Origin of the sequence: Streptomyces cinereospinus (assembly GCF_042430725.1) — a bacterium.
Lineage (GTDB): Bacteria > Actinomycetota > Actinomycetes > Streptomycetales > Streptomycetaceae > Streptomyces > Streptomyces cinereospinus.
This window is the reverse complement of record NZ_JBHMCY010000006.1, coordinates 68,804-83,992: the sequence shown is the minus strand read 5'-3', so window position 1 is coordinate 83,992 and position 15,189 is coordinate 68,804. Positions and strand designations below refer to the sequence as shown.

General features: G+C 74.0%; 12 protein-coding genes. 9 read left to right on the top strand and 3 right to left on the bottom strand.

The genetic code is table 11. The features are described from left to right. Nucleotides 1–338 precede the first annotated feature (338 nt). The 4 genes from ACFF45_RS04810 to ACFF45_RS04795 all read left to right on the top strand — a co-directional run bounded on the left by ACFF45_RS04810 (nt 339) and on the right by ACFF45_RS04795 (nt 5,096). Entirely contained in the window at nt 339–1,640 is a 1,302-nt protein-coding gene (locus tag ACFF45_RS04810; RefSeq protein WP_381342285.1) for an ABC transporter substrate-binding protein, read from the top strand. Nucleotides 1,641–1,645: 5 nt separating this feature from the next. After that, nucleotides 1,646–2,680, top strand: a complete 1,035-nt coding sequence (locus ACFF45_RS04805) for a carbohydrate ABC transporter permease (protein ID WP_381342283.1) — start codon at nt 1,646–1,648, stop codon at nt 2,678–2,680. Then, nucleotides 2,677–3,582, top strand: coding sequence for a carbohydrate ABC transporter permease (locus ACFF45_RS04800; protein WP_381342281.1), 906 nt, complete (start codon nt 2,677–2,679; stop codon nt 3,580–3,582). Before ACFF45_RS04805 ends, ACFF45_RS04800 begins: the two co-directional genes overlap by 4 nt. A gap of 86 nt (nt 3,583–3,668) precedes the next feature. Continuing rightward, nucleotides 3,669–5,096: a GH1 family beta-glucosidase gene (locus ACFF45_RS04795; RefSeq protein WP_381342279.1), complete on the top strand. Its 1,428-nt coding sequence runs from the start codon at nt 3,669–3,671 to the stop codon at nt 5,094–5,096. Nucleotides 5,097–5,589: 493 nt separating this feature from the next. Here the strand turns inward: ACFF45_RS04795 and ACFF45_RS04790 are convergent, their stop codons facing one another. Both ACFF45_RS04790 and ACFF45_RS04785 read right to left on the bottom strand, forming a co-directional pair. Then, a complete protein-coding gene (locus ACFF45_RS04790; protein WP_381342277.1) occupies nt 5,590–6,459 on the bottom strand; it encodes a spermidine synthase in 870 nt (289 codons plus the stop codon). 330 nt (nt 6,460–6,789) lie between these two features. Continuing rightward, nucleotides 6,790–7,206, bottom strand: coding sequence for a hypothetical protein (locus tag ACFF45_RS04785; RefSeq protein WP_381342275.1), 417 nt, complete (start codon nt 7,204–7,206; stop codon nt 6,790–6,792). Nucleotides 7,207–7,491: 285 nt separating this feature from the next. Here ACFF45_RS04785 and ACFF45_RS04780 point away from each other — a divergent pair, with 285 nt between their 5' ends. Further along, nucleotides 7,492–8,937 (top strand): NsdA family TPR-like regulatory protein, encoded by a 1,446-nt coding sequence (locus ACFF45_RS04780; RefSeq protein WP_381342273.1) that lies wholly within the window; start codon nt 7,492–7,494, stop codon nt 8,935–8,937. A gap of 50 nt (nt 8,938–8,987) precedes the next feature. Here ACFF45_RS04780 and ACFF45_RS04775 read toward each other — a convergent pair whose 3' ends face one another. After that, on the bottom strand, nt 8,988–9,584 hold the full coding sequence (locus ACFF45_RS04775) for a histidine phosphatase family protein (protein WP_381342270.1): 597 nt from the start codon (nt 9,582–9,584) through the stop codon (nt 8,988–8,990). A 208-nt stretch (nt 9,585–9,792) separates the two neighbouring features. Between ACFF45_RS04775 and ACFF45_RS04770 the strand changes: the two genes are divergently transcribed. From ACFF45_RS04770 to ACFF45_RS04755, 4 genes are read left to right on the top strand one after another with little or no spacing between them, the layout of a single operon-like run. Continuing rightward, the gene (locus tag ACFF45_RS04770; protein ID WP_381342268.1) at nt 9,793–10,803 is read left to right on the top strand and encodes a phosphatase PAP2 family protein; all 1,011 of its coding nucleotides are present in this window, start codon (nt 9,793–9,795) and stop codon (nt 10,801–10,803) included. Beyond that, on the top strand, nt 10,754–11,998 hold the full coding sequence (locus ACFF45_RS04765) for a hypothetical protein (protein WP_381342265.1): 1,245 nt from the start codon (nt 10,754–10,756) through the stop codon (nt 11,996–11,998). Before ACFF45_RS04770 ends, ACFF45_RS04765 begins: the two co-directional genes overlap by 50 nt. Further along, nucleotides 11,989–13,602, top strand: coding sequence for a hypothetical protein (locus tag ACFF45_RS04760; protein ID WP_381342263.1), 1,614 nt, complete (start codon nt 11,989–11,991; stop codon nt 13,600–13,602). The genes ACFF45_RS04765 and ACFF45_RS04760 overlap by 10 nt, the downstream gene beginning before the upstream one ends. Next, entirely contained in the window at nt 13,602–14,939 is a 1,338-nt protein-coding gene (locus tag ACFF45_RS04755) for an AAA family ATPase (protein WP_381342464.1), read from the top strand. Before ACFF45_RS04760 ends, ACFF45_RS04755 begins: the two co-directional genes overlap by 1 nt. The last annotated feature ends 250 nt before the right edge of the window (nt 14,940–15,189 follow it).

Below are 15,189 nucleotides of genomic sequence, written 5' to 3'. Positions count from 1 at the left end.
CATCACGCTGGCCTGGAATCTAACAGCCCCGTGTGCTGGGGTGACCATCGCTGGGCCGCACCGCGAACGGGCCGGGAGCCCGTCCGGACACCGGTCGACCCGGAGTACCTGATTCCAGTTAACAGCCCGATAACTGAACGCATCTCCCGCCGTCCGCTCCCTTGACACCCCCGCGGGAACCGACGACTCTTCAACACATCACTTGTGGGAGCGCTCCCACAGTACCTGGCACATACACAACCCGCACGTTCCCCGCCCGAGCCGCAGCGAGTACAACTTACGGGACCAACCATGCAGTTGGCCGGGGGGTCGGCACGTCAGGGCAACAGGAGGACGCAATGCGAGCACGTAAGTCGGTGGTCCTCGCGGCCATCGCGACGCTGGGCGCCGGGCTGCTGGCCGGCTGTGCCGACGACGGTGGCGACGAGGGCTCCGGCTCGTCCGGGGGCGGCGAGGGCAAGACGACGATCACCCTGGGGCTCTTCGGGACGATGGGCTTCAAGGAAGCCGGCCTGTACGAGGAGTACACGAAGCTCCACCCGGACATCACCATCAAGGAGAACGTCACCGAGCGCAACGAGAACTACTACCCGGCGCTCGTCAACCACCTCACCACGAACAGCGGCCTGATGGACATACAGGCCGTCGAGGTCGGCAACATCGCCGAGGTGGCGCAGACCCAGGGTGCCAAGCTGCTCGACCTGTCGCAGTACGGCAAGCAGAGCGACTACCTCGAGTGGAAGTGGAAGCAGGCCGCCACCCCCGACGGCCAGACGATCGGTCTCGGCACCGACGTCGGCCCGATGGCCGTCTGCTACCGCAAGGACCTGTTCGAGCAGGCCGGACTGCCCACCGACCGCGAGGAAGTGGGCGAGCTGTGGGCGGGCGACTGGCAGAAGTTCGTCGACACCGGCCGCGACTACCAGAGGAACGCGCCCTCCGGCACCACCTTCATGGACTCCCCCGGCGGTCTGATCCAGGCCATCCTGAGCAGCGAGACCGAGCGGTTCTACGACTCCTCCGGCGAGGTCGTCTACAAGACCAACCCGGCCGTGAAGACCGCGTTCGACCTGACCGCGGCGGCCGCCGAGGACGGGCTGGTCGGCAACCAGACCCAGTTCCAGCCCGCCTGGGACACCACCATCGCCAACAGCAAGTTCGCGGCGATCTCCTGCCCGCCGTGGATGCTCGGCTACATCAAGGGCAAGTCGACGCCGGACGCGGCCGGCAAGTGGGACGTGGCCGCGGCGCCCAAGTCCGGCAACTGGGGCGGCTCCTTCCTGGCCGTGCCCAAGTCCGGCGAGAACGCCGAGGAGGCGGCGAAGCTCGCCGCCTGGCTGACCGCGCCCGAGCAGCAGGCCAAGCTGTTCGAGGTGCAGGGCAACTTCCCGAGCACGCCGCCCGCGTACGAGATGCCCGAGGTCAAGGACGCCACCAACGAGATGACCGGTGACGCGCCCATCGGCCAGATCTTCGCCGAGGCCGCCAAGGCCGCCCCGGTCCAGGTGATCGGCCCCAAGGACCAGATCATCCAGCAGGGCCTGACCGACAACGGTGTGATCCTGGTCGCCCAGGGCAAGTCCGCCAAGGAGGCCTGGGACACGGCCGTCAAGACCATCGACAACAACCTGGACCAGTGACCCGTATGACCACTGGGCACCACACCGCCGCCGCGTCCCCCGCCAAGGAGGGGGGCGCGGCCCCGGCCCGCCCGTCGGGCGGCGCGCCGGTCACCGAGAAGGAGCGGCGGCGCCGGGCCCGGCTGTCGCGGCGCTGGCAGCGGGACATGCGCTACAGCCCGTACGCCTTCGTCTCGCCGTTCTTCCTGCTCTTCCTCGCCTTCGGCCTGTTCCCGCTGGTCTACACGGGCTGGGCCTCGCTGCACCAGGTGGAGCTGACCGCGCCCACCGACATGACCTGGGTGGGCCTGCGCAACTACACCCGGATCTTCGACGACGACTTCTTCTGGAACGCGGCCCGCAACACCCTGATGATCGGGGTCATCTCCACCGTCCCGCAGCTGCTGATGGCGCTGGGCCTGGCGCACATCCTCAACTACAAGCTGCGCGCCTCGACCTTCTACCGGGTCGTGATGCTCGCGCCGTACGCCACCTCCATCGCCGCCGCGTCGCTGGTGTTCGTGCTGCTCTTCGGCCGCGACTACGGCATGATCAACTGGGCGCTGGGGGCCTTCGGCGTCGACCAGATCGACTGGCAGAACGACAGGTGGCCCTCGCAGATCGCCGTCTCGACGATCGTCATCTGGCGCTGGACCGGCTACAACGCGCTGATCTACCTGGCGGCGATGCAGGCGATCCCGCAGGACCTGTACGAGTCGGCGGCCCTGGACGGGGCCAGCCGCTGGCAGCAGTTCCTCCACGTGACGCTGCCGTCGCTGCGCCCGACCATCCTGTTCACCGTCGTCGTGTCGACCATCGGCGCCTCTCAGGTGTTCGGTGAGCCGCTGCTGTTCGACGCGAACAAGGGCGCCTCGGGCGGCTCCCAGCACCAGTTCCAGACGCTCGGCCTGTACCTGTACGAGCAGGGCTGGGTCAACCAGCACCTGGGCCGCGCCTCCGCCATCGCCTGGACGATGTTCCTGATCCTCATCGTGATCGGGATCGTCAACTACGTCATCTCGCGCCGGCTGCGCGCCAGTAGTCAAGGAGACCGGCCGTGACGACGACACTGACTCCGGTTGACCGGGAGGCCAAGGCCCCCAAGGGACGGGTCCGCCGCTCCAGGGCCGCCCGCGCCGGCGGGACCCTGCACGCCGGGCCGGTCGCGTACGCGATCCTCGTCCTGTTCACCATCGGCTCGCTGTTCCCGCTGGTGTGGACGGCGATCGCGGCGTCCCGGGACAACCAGCGGCTGGCCGAGACACCGCCGCCGTTCTGGTTCGGCTCGAACCTGATGGACAACCTGGAGATCGCCTGGAAGGACGCCAACCTGGGCGAGGCCTTCCTCAACACCACCATCGTGGCCGGGATCTCGGCGGTCACCATCGTGGTGCTGTCGACGATCGCCGGGTTCGCCTTCGCCAAGCTGCGGTTCCGGGGCCGTAACGCGCTGATGCTCATCGTCATCGGCACGATGATGGTGCCGCCGCAGCTCAGCGTGATCCCGCTGTACATGATGGTCGCCGAGCTGGACTGGACCGACCAGCTCCAGGCGGTGATCCTGCCGTCGGTCGTGAGCGCGTTCGGCGTGTTCTTCATGCGCCAGTACCTGTCGCAGGCGCTGCCCGACGAACTGATCGAGGCCGCGCGGATGGACGGCGCGAGCAGCTGGCGCGTGGTGTGGCACATCGTGTTCCCGGCGGCCCGGCCCGCGATGGCCGTGCTCGGCATGCTGATGTTCGTCCAGACCTGGAACGACTTCCTGTGGCCGTTCCTGGTGCTCACCCAGACCGGCAACCCGACCGTCCAGGTGGCGGTCGCGGGTCTGGGCCGCGGCTACACCCCCGACCAGTCCCTGATCATGGCCGGCGCGCTGCTCGGCACGCTGCCGCTGCTGTTGGTCTTCGCCGTCTTCGGCAAGCAGATCGTCGGCGGCATCATGCAGGGCGCGGTCAAGGGCTGACACCCCGGGGCCGGGCCACGTGCCTCGGCCCCGTTTCCCTTCCCACCTCTTCGTCGGTCGTGACGACCTCCAATGGGAGCGCTTCCATGCCTGAACCCGAATCGCCGGTGTCCTTCCCTCCCGCCTTCCTCTGGGGCGCGGCCACCTCCGCCTACCAGATCGAGGGAGCGGTCCGCGAGGACGGCCGTACCCCGTCCATCTGGGACACCTTCAGCCACACGCCGGGCAGGACGGCCGGCGGCGAGACCGGCGACATCGCTGTCGACCACTACCACCGCTTCCGCGAGGACGTCGCGATGATGGCCGAGCTGGGCCTGAGCACGTACCGCTTCTCGGTCTCCTGGTCCCGGGTGCAGCCCACCGGCCGCGGCCCCGCCGTCCAGGTCGGTCTCGACTTCTACCGGCGGCTGGTCGACGAGCTGCTGGCCTCCGGCATCAAGCCGGCGGTCACGCTCTACCACTGGGACCTGCCGCAGGAGCTGGAGGACGCCGGCGGCTGGCCGGAGCGGGACACGGCGTTCCGGTTCGCGGAGTACGCGCGGCTCGTCGGTGAGGCGCTCGGCGACCGGGTGGAGCAGTGGATCACCCTCAACGAGCCGTGGTGCAGCGCCTTCCTGGGGTACGCCTCCGGCGTGCACGCCCCCGGCCGTACGGAACCGGCGGCCTCGCTGCGGGCGGCCCACCACCTGAACCTGGCGCACGGGCTGGGCGCGTCGGCGCTGCGGTCGGTGATGCCGGCCCGCAACGCGGTGGCGGTCTCCCTCAACTCGTCGGTGGTGCGCCCCCTGACGCAGGACCCGGCCGACCTGGCCGCGGTCCGCAGGATCGACGACCTGGCCAACGGGGTCTTCCACGGCCCGATGCTGCACGGCGCCTACCCGCAGACGCTGCTGTCCGCGACGGAAGCGGTGACCGACTGGTCCTGCGTCCGGGACGGCGACCTGAACACGATCCACCAGCCGCTGGACGCGCTGGGCCTGAACTACTACACCCCGGCGCTGGTCTCGGCGGCGCGGGCCGAGGCGAAGGTCCCGCGCGCGGACGGTCACGGCGCCAGCGAGCACTCCCCCTGGCCGGGCGCGGACGACGTGGCGTTCCACCAGACGCCGGGTGACCGCACGGCGATGGGCTGGACCATCGACCCGTCCGGCCTGCACGAGCTGATCATGCGGTACACCCGGGAGGCGCCGGGCCTGCCGCTGTACATCACCGAGAACGGCGCGGCCTACGACGACAAGCCCGACCCGGACGGCCGCGTCCACGACCCCGAGCGCATCGCCTACCTGCACGGCCACCTGTCGGCGGTCCGCCGGGCCATCGCGGACGGCGCCGACGTGCGGGGCTACTACCTGTGGTCCCTGATGGACAACTTCGAGTGGGCGTACGGCTACGGCAAGCGTTTCGGCGCGGTGTACGTCGACTACGCGACCCTGGAGCGGACCCCGAAGTCGAGCGCCCGGTGGTACGGGGAGGCCGCGCGGTCGGGGACGCTGCCGCCGGTCGAGGGCGTCTAGGGGGTTCGAAAGTCCTGTGCGGTGCCCGCGGTGTCCGGTGCGTGCTCTCGGTGTGCCGGACGGAAGCCCTCGTACGGGACGTACTTGGGCCTTCGGCCGGTGCGGCGAGAGGGCGTGCCGGGCGCCGCGGGTGCTGTGCGGGACTTCCGGAACACCCCCTGGCCGCGGCCGGGGAGGCCGGGGCGCGGCACCGGTGGGGTGGGGGTGCCGCGCCCCGGGCACGAGGAGCCGGACGACCTGGTCGGCCGGACCGAGCGGCACCGCGAAGGCGGTCAGCACCATGGCGGTGACCGCCGGCGCGACCTTCACCGGCGCCCACTTCATGGCCGTGTCTCCGCGCCCGGCGGCTGGATCCGGGTGGAGTTCACCGCGGGCGCCGAGCGGGTGTCGGTGCTGTGCACCTGGCACGACGGGCCGCCGCGGGTGGAGACCGGTGCGTACCGCGGACGCGGGGCGAGGGGTGGGGGCGCGGGAGGCGTGTCCCGTGACGCGGTCAGCGGAAGACCGACGGGGGCGGCGCCGGTGAGGCGACCGCCGCGGTGTCCGTGACCGCGACGGCGCCTCCGGTGAAGTCGCCGAGCCGCCGGCCGTGTTCGACGCGGCCGGGGTGGGGGTCGGAGGCGGCGCGGCGGGTCAGTTCCGCGACCGGCAGCGGGTGGTCGCAGGCGACGAGGACCGCGTTGCCGAACCGTTTCCCGCGCAGCACCGCCGGGTCGGCGACCAGGGCGAGCTCCGCGAAACGGGCGGCGGCGGTGGCGATCTGGCCGCGCAGGTGGGTGAGCGGCGGCCCGTCGGCGAGGTTGGCGGCGTACACCCCACCGGGCCGCAGCGCCCTGCGGACCTCGTCGAGGAACTCGGTCGAGGTGAGGTGGGCGGGCGTACGGGCCCCGCTGAACACGTCGGCGACGACCAGGTCGGCCCAGCCGTCCGGCACCTTGCCCAGCCCCTCGCGGGCGTCCGCCGACCGCACCCGGATGCGCGCGCCCGGCGGCAACGGCAGCTCCCGGCGGACGAGGTGGACGAGGGGCGCGTCGCGTTCGACGACCTGCTGGGTGGAGCGGGGGCGGGTGGCGGCGACGTACCGGGCGAGGGTGAGGGCGCCGCCGCCGAGGTGCACGGCCTGCAGGGGCCGGCCGGGCGGGGCGGCGAGGTCGATCACATGACCGAGGCGCCGCTGGTACTCGAAGGACAGGTACGCCGGGTCGTCCAGGTCGACGTGCGACTGCGGGGCCCCGTCGATCAGCAGGGTCCAGGCCCGCGTCCGGTCCCGGTCCGGGATCAGCTCGGCGAGACCGCCGTCGACGCTCTCCACGACGGCTTCGAGAGCGGCCTGCGCCCGCCGCGGCTTCCTGGACCTTCCCACGCGGCCATTATCGGCGGGTACGGCGGACGGGGCTCGACCGGCCCCGGCCCTGGCTGCGGCGGGGTGCGGGCGGACGCGGGCCGACGGGGGCGGGAGGCGGGCCGACCAACGCGGGAGGCGGGCCGACCAACGCGGGAGGCGGGCCGACCAACGCGGGAGGCGGGCCGGGGCGGGCCGACGAATGCCGGGTGCAGGCCCACCGGCACGGGGCACGGGCCGACGAACGTGGGGCGCGGGCCGACCGACGCAGCGCGCGCGAGCCGACGGACACGGGCCGCACGCCGACCGGCACGGGCCGCGGGCGCGCCGTCCGAGGGCCGCCGTGCCGCCTCAGCGGCAGCTGTCCGCCGCCTCGATCGTGCGGGCCGCCTCGCCCAGCGCGCGGCGCAGCACCGCCGGATCGGTCGCCGGTTCCGCCTCGCCGGGCGGCAGCAGCCATGCCGAGCCGGGCAGCCCCTCGGGTGCGCCGGCCGGCGGTTCGGGGGCGAGGCGCAGTCCGCGTCCGTCGGTCTTCGTGCACGTGCTGCCCGGCATGTCCCAGGCGGCCGCCGTGCCGGGCGGCACCACGAAGCAGAGGGTGTCGCAGTCGTCGTCGTGCAGGACCGGCCCCACCGCCTCGACCTCGCCGCGCCGCAGGATGTCCACCGCCTCCAGCCCCTGCCGGGTGGGCACCGTCACGAGGTCGCACACGGACAGCGGCGTTGGGGAAGCGATGCTCCGGTCGGTCTCCATCCCGGCCTCCACCACGGAATTCCTCCTTGGGCGAGCAGGTCGGGAGTCGGGCGGCTCCCGGTCCACCGGGTTCAACGCCGGGCGGCGTCAACGGCTACGCGGAAGTGCGCCGCAAAGGATGGCAGTTCATGGCAGATGCCGGATGGGACATCCGGTTTGTAGCCGAACACCGCGTGCCGGGACCGGCACAGCAGGTACGTTCTTGCCCGCCGGACACGGGGCGTCACTACGGCTGAATCGTTCAACTCGTCCTCGTCCTGGTCCGGCATGGTTCGACGGTTCGCACGAGAGGACCCGGCCATGACGTCGTCCAGCGCGACCTCGTCCCAGCCCAACCGGCCACCGCGGCCGAACCTCGCCTTCCGGCGCCTGCGCGGCAGGCGCTCCCCCGGCGAGTTCGCCGCGGCGGTGCGGCGGGCCGCGCGCGAGATCGGTGAGCGGGTCAGCTGTGACGCGCGGTACATCGGCCGGGTGGAGGCGGGCGAGATCCGCTGCCCCAACTACGCCTACGAACGCGTGTTCCTGCACATGTTCCCCGGACGCACGCTCACCGACCTGGGGTTCGCGCCGCGCTCGTCCGTACGGGGGCGGGGACGCGGGGCGCGCATCGACGAGGACACGCCCCCCGAGCACTCCTCGAGCCCGGCGCAGGGCACGAGTGAGACACGCGGAGCGGGTGAGCCGTATGACACGCAGGACCCGTACGACACGCACATCAACTACGAGGAGAGCGACGTGCTGCGTCGCGCATTCATGAGCGGGGGCGCCACCGTGGCCGCCGCCTCGCTGGGCCCCTTCGGGCTCGCACTCGACGCGTCGGCGGCGGAACGCCCCGCGCGGCGCGCCGGGGCGAGCGAGGCGGGCGCGCTCGAAGAGGCCGTCCGCCGGATCCGGTTGCTGGACGACCGGCACGGAGCGGACGGACTGTACCGGCGCGCGGCGGCTCCGCTGCGCGCCGCTTACGCGCTGCTGGACGCCGGCGCGACCCGGCAGGCGACCGCCGAACGGTTGCACTCGGGCGCGGGTGAACTGGCCATCTCCGTGGGCTGGCTGGCGCACGACTCGGGGCGGTTCGACGACGCCCGCTCGCACTACGCGGAGGCGCTGGCCACGGCCCGGATGACCGGGGACCCGGCGCTGGAGGCGCATGCCTTCTGCAACACGTCGTTCCTCGCCCGGGACACCGGGCGGCCGCGCGAGGCGGTACGGGCGGCGCAGGCAGCGCAGCGGATCGCCCGGCCCCTGGGGTCGGACCGGCTGATGTCGCTGCTGGCGCTGCGCGAGGCGGGGGGCTGGGCGGGGCTCACCGACCGCACCGGGTGCGCTCAGGCACTCACGCGCGCGCGGGTCCTCTTCGCGCGGGGCACCTCGGACGCCGATCCGGAGTGGATGACCTTCTACGGGGAGGCCGAACTGGAGGCGCTGGAAGCGCAGTGCTGGTCGGCGCTGGGCGACTGGACGCGGGCGGCCCGGCACGCGCGGCGGGCCGCGCATCTGCAGGACCCGCACTTCGCCCGGAACATCGCGCTGTACACGGCGGAGCTCGCGGACGATCTCGCGCGCGGGGGACGGCCCGACGAGGCCGCCGCGGCGGGGATGCGGGTGCTGGACCTGCTGGACGAGGTGCAGTCGTCACGGATCCAGGCGATGCTGGCGGGCACCGCGCGGGTGCTGCTGCCGCACCGGCGGGCCTCAGGGGTGTCGTGGTTCCTGGAACGGCACGCCGCACTGCCGCGGTCGGTGTGACACGGGCACCGGCGCACGGCGGGTCCGCACCGCGCCCGCGCCGCGTGCGGCTACCTCGCCAAGTGCCCCACGTCGTTCCAGCTGTCGATCGCCGGCTCCCCGTACGCCCAGCCCAGCACCGACAGCGAGGTCGGGTTGAGGCGGATGCGGGCCGCGAAGTCGATCGGCAGGCCCAGCCAGCGGGCGCCGATGGAGCGCAGGACGTGTCCGTGGGCGAAGAGCAGGACGTCGCGGTCCTCGGAGCGGGCCCAGGCGACCACCTCGTCCGCGCGGGCCGCCATGTCGGCCGGGGTCTCGCCCTCGGGCACGCCGTCGCGCCAGATCAGCCAGCCGGGGCGGAGCGCCTGGATGTCGGCGGGGGTCAGCCCCTCGTAGGCGCCGTAGTCCCACTCCAGGAGCGTGTCCCAGGTGCGGGCGCGGGAGCCGAAGCCGGCCAGCTCGCAGGTCTCCCGCGCGCGGGAGAGCGGGCTGGTGCGGACCTCGGCGTCCCGGAGCCCGGAGTGCGGTGCCTGGTGCAGGCGTTCGCCGAGGAGCTTCGCGCCGCGCCGCCCCTCGTCGAGGAGGGGGATGTCGGTCCTGCCGGTGTGCTTGCCGGCCAGCGACCACTCCGTCTGCCCGTGCCGGGCCAGCAGGATGCGCGGTGCCATGAGGGGACGGGACCTTTCCTGGAGAAGAACTGAGGCGGAACCCCTCCATCATCGCGTACCCCTGCGCAGGGCAACCCAGGGGTCGTTCCTGGCGTCTATCAGGGCCGGGAAGGGTACCCGTCGGGGGCCGCGATTCGCACCGTAGAGTGATCCGACCGGTCCGTGGGGCCGTGGGGCACCGCGCGACGAGAAGGGGGAGGGCGATCGGATGCCGCACGCCGAGACGCCGGGCATCGAGGCGGCCCCGCACCACCCTCGGCTGCGCTGGTGGACCGAGCTGCCGCTGCTACTGCTGGTGTACGCCTGCTACTCGGCGGGCCGGCTGCTCGCCCGCGGCGACGTCGGCACCGCCGTCGACCACGGTCTGGCGATCCTGCGCGTCGAGCAGGCCCTGCGCCTCAACGCCGAGCACCCGCTCAACCGCCTGTTCACCCGCGAGGCGTGGATCGGCGTACCGGCCGACTTCTGGTACGCGTCGCTGCACTACCTGGTCACGCCCGCGCTCCTCGTCTGGCTCTTCCGGTCCCGGCCCGTGCGCTACCGCGCGGCCCGCACCTGGCTGATGACCTCGACCTTCATCGGCCTCGTCGGGTTCACGCTGATGCCCACCTGCCCGCCCCGCCTGCTGTCGGCCGGGCACGGGTTCGTGGACACGATGGCCCAGTACAGCACGTACGGCTGGTGGGCCGGCGAGGCGAGCGCGCCGCGCGGGCTGGGCGGCATGACCAACCAGTACGCCGCGATGCCGAGCCTGCACGTCGGCTGGGCGCTGTGGTGCGGGGTGATCCTGTGGCGGTACGGCGGGACGCGCCTCGCCAAGGTCGCGGGCGTCGGGTACCCGCTGGTGACCACGGTCGTGGTGATGGGTACCGCCAACCACTACTTCCTCGACGCGGTCGCGGGCGCCGCCGTGATGGGCGCGGGGCTGCTGCTGGTGCCGTACGTGACGTGGTGCGCGGGCCTGGTACGGACGTGGCTGCCCGCCCGGGGCGCGGCGACCGCACCGGCCGCGACCGGCGCGACGGGCGCAACGGACTCTCCGGCCGCTCGGGCCGCTCGGGCCGCTCGGGCCGCTCGGGCCCCGATTGTCAGTGGCGGATGTCAGACTTCGGCGGGTGAGCGAATTCCACGGCAGCGCGAGTCCCGGTCCGGATCCGGAGCCGAGCCCGGTGCCTCCCCCACGGACGCGGGGGACGGCGCTCCGGCACCGGCTCGCTGAGCTGCGCGGTCCCGACGTCCCGGCCAAGGCGCTGGACGCGCGCGCCCTGGCCGCCCTCGCGGCCAACCCGGGCTGCAGACGGCGCGCGATCCTCGACGGCGCCGGGGTGGACAAGGCGGCGCTGGCCGGCGCGCTGGGCGCCCCGTCGGCGTTCGGGCAGTCGCAGTTCGCCTTCATGCGGGGCAACGCCTTCGAGGCCCGGGTCAAGGCGGACGGCGGCGCGGAGCTGCTGCGGCTGGCGCACGAGCGGCTGGACCCGCGCGCCGAGGCACCCGTGGACGCGCGCGTGCCGGAGCTGTCCGCCGGCGGCCCCGAGGGCCGTGCCGCGCGCACGGCGCTGGCGCTGCGCGAGGCCGTCGAGGCGGGCGGCTGGACGCTGCTGGACCACCCGATGCTCGCGCTGGACGTCGCCGGCTCCCCGGCGTTCCTGGAGCCGGACGCCGTGGTCGTGCACCCGGACGGCGGCTGGACGGTCGTGGAGATCAAGTCGTTCCCCCTGCTGGACGGTTCGGCGGACCCCGCGAAGGTGGGCGCGGCCGCCCGGCAGGCGGCGGTGTACGTGCTGGCGCTGGAGGAGGTCGCCGCCCGGATGGAGCCCGCCCCGCCGGTCCGGCACCAGGTCCTGCTGGTCTGCCCGAAGGACTTCTCCAACCTCCCCACCGCCTCCGCCGTCGACGTGCGCAAGCAGCGCGCGGTCACCCGCCGCCAGCTGACCCGTCTCACCCGCATCCAGGACATCGCCGACGCGCTCCCCCAGGGCACCTGCTTCTCCCCCGGGCTGCCCGCCGAGCAGCTCACCGTTGCCGTCGAGGCGGTCCCGGCGACCTACGCGCCGGAGTGCCTGTCGGCGTGCGAGCTGGCCTTCCACTGCCGCGAACGCTCCCGCGCGCGGGGCGCGGTGACCTCCCTCGGCCGCTCGGTCCGCGCCGAGCTGGGCGGCCTGACGACCGTCGAGGACGTCCTCGCGGCGGCCCGCGGTGCGGCCGGCGACCCGGACGACCCGGCGGTGGCGGCCCTGCGCCGGGCGGCCCGCCTGCGTGCCGAGGCACTGGGCCGGCAGCACGCCGGGGCAGCCGGCGGGCGGCGGCCCGACACCTCCGGCGGGCGGCATCCCGACGCGGTCGGGGCCGGCGGCCGACACCCCGGGGCGCCGCAGCGGCGTGCCGAGTCCGCGGAGGCCGCCCGGTGTCGCTGATCTCCGCCCTCGCCCGTATCGAAGCCGTCGACACCGGCCGTGCCCAGCCCACCGCCACCGTCCGGCACCGGCACCTGTCCGAGCACCCCCTCGTGCTGGTGCCGCTGACCACCGCCGGTGAGGCCGGCGCCCCGCTCGGCGCGCTGGTCGGCACCGACCGGGACGCGCCGCGCCTGCTGGTCGTCCCGCAGCCGCGCGACCGCGACCTCAGGTTCACGTTCCTGGCCGAACTGGCGGACGTGGTCCTGCCGTACATCGACGCCCACGCCGGGAGCGTCGAGGCGGCCGAGCGCACCGAGACCGACCCGCAGACCGGCAAGCGGGTCAAGGTCGAGGTGGAGCTGTGCGCGGACGCCCCGCAGCTGGTCGTGCCGAGCCGCGCGGGCATCGACCTGGTCCGGCTGCTGGGACGCTCGATGCGCTTCCGCCGTACGGCCGAACAGGACCCGGAGGCGCCCCATCCCGCGCCGCCGAGGGTGCCGCTGCTCGGCCGGTGGCTGACGCACTGCGCGGAGCGCGCCCGGGTTCCCGGCTCCTCGCTGCTGCTGGCCCTGACCGACGTGCTGTCCCGGCACTGGGCGACCGGCCAGTCCGGCCTGGAGGACCAGCACCTGGGCGCGCTGCTCGCCTGGATCGACCCGCCGGAGGGCACCACCGGCGCCGAGGCCGCGCTGCGGGCGGAGCTGCACCGCGACGAGCGGGGCCAGCTCCTGTGCCCGCCGGCCGGACCGGCCACCGACCCGGCGTTCGACAACACGCTGCTCGCCCCGGCCGTCGAGCGCTACGACCGCGCGCGGACGGCCCTCGCCGCCGCCGAGGACGGGATGGAGGCGGACGACCGGCTCGGTGACGTCACCGCCGCCGAGCGGCAGATCCGCGCCCTGGTCGAGCGGGTCACGCGCCCCACCTGGGACGCGGTCTGGCACGGCCTGGACCTGCTGCGGGAGCTGCCCGCGGGGGCGCGGGTGGAGGAGCGGTGGACGCGCGACCGCTGGTCGTTCACCGGCCACCGCGACCGCGTGCTGGCGGGCGAGCCCCCGCAGCCGCGCCGCGACGACGCGGTGACGGCGGCGAACAAGCTGGCCACGCGCGAGCGCGAGCAGGCCCGCCTGGAGGCCCAGGAGGCGCTGGACGACCCGCTGGTGATGGCCGGGCGGCGGCTGTCCGGGGAGGCGTTCGCGGGCGAGGTCACGGATGTGGTCATGGCGTACGGCGAGGGCAGGCGGCCCGGCCCGCGCCCGCTGGTCACCGTCCGCACGGACGACCGGCCGCACCTGGGCGAGCGGGTGAAGGTGTACCGCTCGCTGGCCGGCAAGCCGCAGTCCGCCGAGTTCGTCGGGCACGAGGACGACGGCGGTGGCGAGAGCGGGAGCGTCCTGGTCGTGCTGAGGATCCTCGACAAGATGGGGCGCGGCAAGGAGCCCGAGCCCGGATCCGTGCCGGAGAAGGGCGACGCGGTGTGCTTCACGCTCTTCGAACACGAACAGCGGGGCGGTGCGAAGCTGCCCGACGCGGAGGACACGCCGTGGACGCATGGCGGGCCGCCCGGCGAACCGACCGGCCCGGAGCCCGCCGACCCCGTCACCGAGGAGGACGTCCTGTGATTACGCGGACCGCCTTCGACCCCGGGGCCGCCGCGGCCCGCGCCACCGACGCGATCCTGCACGACACGCTGCACGGCTCCCACCGGGGTGTCGTCGTCGACTCCCCGCCCGGCGCCGGCAAGTCCACGCTGGTGGTGCGCGCGGCGCTGGAGCTGGCCGACGCGGGCCGCCCGCTGATGGTCGTCGCGCAGACCAACGCCCAGGTCGACGACCTCGTCGTCCGGCTCGCCGAGAAGAACCCCGGGCTGCCGGTGGGCCGCCTGCACAGCAGTGACGCCGACCCGTACGACAAGGCGCTGGACGAGCTGCCGCAGGTACGGAAGTCGGCGAAGGCGGCGGACCTCGCCGGGCTGCCGGTGGTCATCTCCACCGCCGCGAAGTGGGGGCACGTGAAGGTCGACGAGCCGTGGCGGCACGCGATCGTCGACGAGGCGTACCAGATGCGCTCGGACTCGCTGCTCGCCGTGGCCGGGCTGTTCGAGCGGGCGCTGTTCGTGGGCGACCCCGGGCAGCTGGACCCGTTCGCCGTCGTGGGCAGCGAGCAGTGGGCGGGGCTGTCGTACGACCCTTCGGCGTCGGCGGTCAGCACCCTGCTGGCGCACAACCCCGAGCTGCCGCAGCACCGGCTGCCGGTCTCCTGGCGGCTGCCCGCCTCGGCGGCGCCGCTGGTCTCGGACGCGTTCTACCCCTACACGCCGTTCCGCAGCGGCACCGGCCACGGCGACCGGCGGCTGGCCTTCGGCGTCCCCTCGGACGGCTCGGGGCCAGACCGGGTGATCGACGAGGCGGCGGAGTCCGGCTGGGGCCTGCTGGAGCTGCCCGCCCGGCACACGCCGCGCACCGACCCGGAGGCGGTGGGGGCGGTGGCGACGGTGGTGCGGCGGCTGCTGGACCGGGGCGGGGCGGCCACGTCGGAGCGCTCCGACAGGCCGGTGCCCCTCACCCCCGACCGGGTCGCCGTCGGCACGGCCCACCGCGACCAGGCGGCGGCCGTCCGCACGGCACTGGCCCAGCTGGGGGTCCGCGAGGTCACCGTCGACACGGCGAACCGCCTCCAGGGCCGGGAGTACGACGTCACGGTCGTCCTGCACCCGCTCTCCGGCCGCCCCGACGCCACCGCCTTCCACCTGGAGACCGGCCGCCTGTGCGTGCTGGCCTCCCGGCACCGGCACGCGTGCGTCGTGGTCTGCCGGGCCGGGGTGAGCGACCTGCTGGACGACTACCCGTCGACGGAACCGGTCCAGCTGGGCACGGTGGTGAAATTCCCGGACGGCTGGGAGGCGAACCACGCGGTCCTCGCCCACCTGAACGAGCACCGCGTGCGGTGGCCCGCGTGAGCGGCACCACACCGCCCCCAGCCGACTCCGCCGGACGGAGTCCGGCACGCCGCCGGAGGCGGCCGACGGTCACAGCCCGAACCGCTGGGAGGCGAACCACGCGGTCCTCACCCACCTGAACGAGCACCGCGCGCGGTGGCCCGCGTGAGCGGCACCACACCGCCCCCAGCCGACTCCGTCGGACGGAGTCCGGCACGCCGCCGGAGGCGGCCGACGGTCACAGCCCGAACCGCTGGGAGGCGAACCACGC